This window comes from Oceanobacillus sp. MO10714A, assembly GCF_037072045.1.
In the GTDB taxonomy this organism is placed as follows: Bacteria; Bacillota; Bacilli; order Bacillales; family Amphibacillaceae; genus Oceanobacillus; species Oceanobacillus indicireducens.
The window spans coordinates 1-1,546 of the sequence record NZ_JAXHDC010000109.1; the positions used below are offsets into that span (position 1 = coordinate 1).

Sequence of the window (1,546 nt, forward strand, 5' to 3'; positions counted from 1 at the left end):
CACTAGCGTTGCATTAAAACTATTTCTGAAAGTCAACCATCTTGATTAGCTACCCGACTTAATTAGACGAATATTCTGTCATATATTCCTTCTATAAAATTAAAAAAGAACAACGAGGGTTTAAAGGTAGCCCTTCATCCATTTTTGAATTTTATATACAATTTAAATGAGTGGATCATAAACCAAGTTATCTAAATGAAAAATCTCTCCTAATTCATATTGTGCTAGGGTTTCTTCAAAGATTCGTTCGTGTTCTTGCCGCCGTCGTCCTCTAGATGTGCCTTCGGGGGGTTTAAACACTTCGGAAATAAAATTCGTCATTGATTTATCCCAGCAATCACGAATCCAGTGAAGCATCTCTAGTAGTGTGCCTTTATAGCTTATTCTGTTCTTCATAAGCAGTGTTAAACAGTACGTGATCATCGCTAGATAGAGCTGATTGTATACGGCATTTTCACTTTTTCCATACAACTTTTTGATTACAAGGTGTTGCTTTACCCATTTGAAAAATAATTCAATTTGCCAACGATTTCGGTAAAGGTCGCTTATTTCCTGTGCACTCACCTTTGCATCATTACACACGATTCTAATTTGATTCCCTTCACTATCTCGGGTCTCTACTAATTGCAGTTCATGCTTCATGTTTCCAATCTTTATAATCGCATGTCGAGTGATTGGAGAAGTATCGTCAACCGGCATTTCCTCGATGACATGCACAACAGTATTTGATTTAATTCGTGTCACAAAACGAATACCAGCTTTCGAGTAGGCTTCAAACTTTTCAAAGTTGAAATAGCCACGGTCGAACACATGTAGTACTTTTTTATCCGCTACAATCAGTGCATCCAGCTGCGTTTCATCCGCAGGTCTTGCCGGACTGAGATTTACTTTATTTGGATAAGAAATGCCATCGCAAAAGGAAATGGAAGTATGCATCTTCACGCCAGCTTTTGTTTCTCGAAAATCTGCCCATTCATATTGACTGAGACACATGGATATCGTTGATGAATCAATCAAATGAAGTTTACCAAGTTCCTTACTTACCATTCTTGGTCCAAGTATATGGTGCAACTTCTGAATTAAATGATGTAAAATCACTTCAAAAATTTCGTGTGGAATGTCTCTGTTTTTTCGAGAAAGCTGTGACTTACTAATACTTTCAATACCTACCAGCCTTTGAACTGTTTTCTTGCGTTTAATCGTATTGCTTATTCGTTTTAAACTATCTAAATTTTTCAGTTGCGCATAGATAAAAGCATTCGTAAAAGTTAGTATATCTAGCTTTTTAACATACTTATCAAGTCCAGCGTGATCAACCATTTTTTGAATGACTTTTGAATCTAATGGATGAATGTATTCCTTGAATACAGTTTTTATGGTATGATTGTCCATGAGTTCTCCTTATAATTTGGGATTTGGACAGGACTACCATTCCCTTATTATAAGGTTTTTTATAGACTTTTGTAGTGAAAACTCCCATTATTCCTAATGTTCCAACTAAATATTTTTCTTGACATTTGTAGAAAAACTTTATGCAACGCTAGTG

The 1,546-nt window shown here is 35.8% G+C and carries 1 protein-coding gene; it reads right to left on the reverse strand.

The genetic code is table 11. The features are described 5' to 3' along the window. Positions 1-162: 162 nt before the first annotated feature. Positions 163-1,392 (reverse strand): IS4 family transposase, encoded by a 1,230-nt coding sequence (locus tag SPD53_RS19705; RefSeq protein ID WP_336253573.1) that lies wholly within the window; start codon positions 1,390-1,392, stop codon positions 163-165. Between the last annotated feature and the right edge of the window lie 154 nt (positions 1,393-1,546).

Bases quoted from the DNA above. Each gene is read 5' to 3' on its own strand.
- SPD53_RS19705 (WP_336253573.1), bottom strand. From the start codon at position 1,392: ATGGACAATCATACCATAAAAACTGTATTCAAGGAATACATTCATCCA.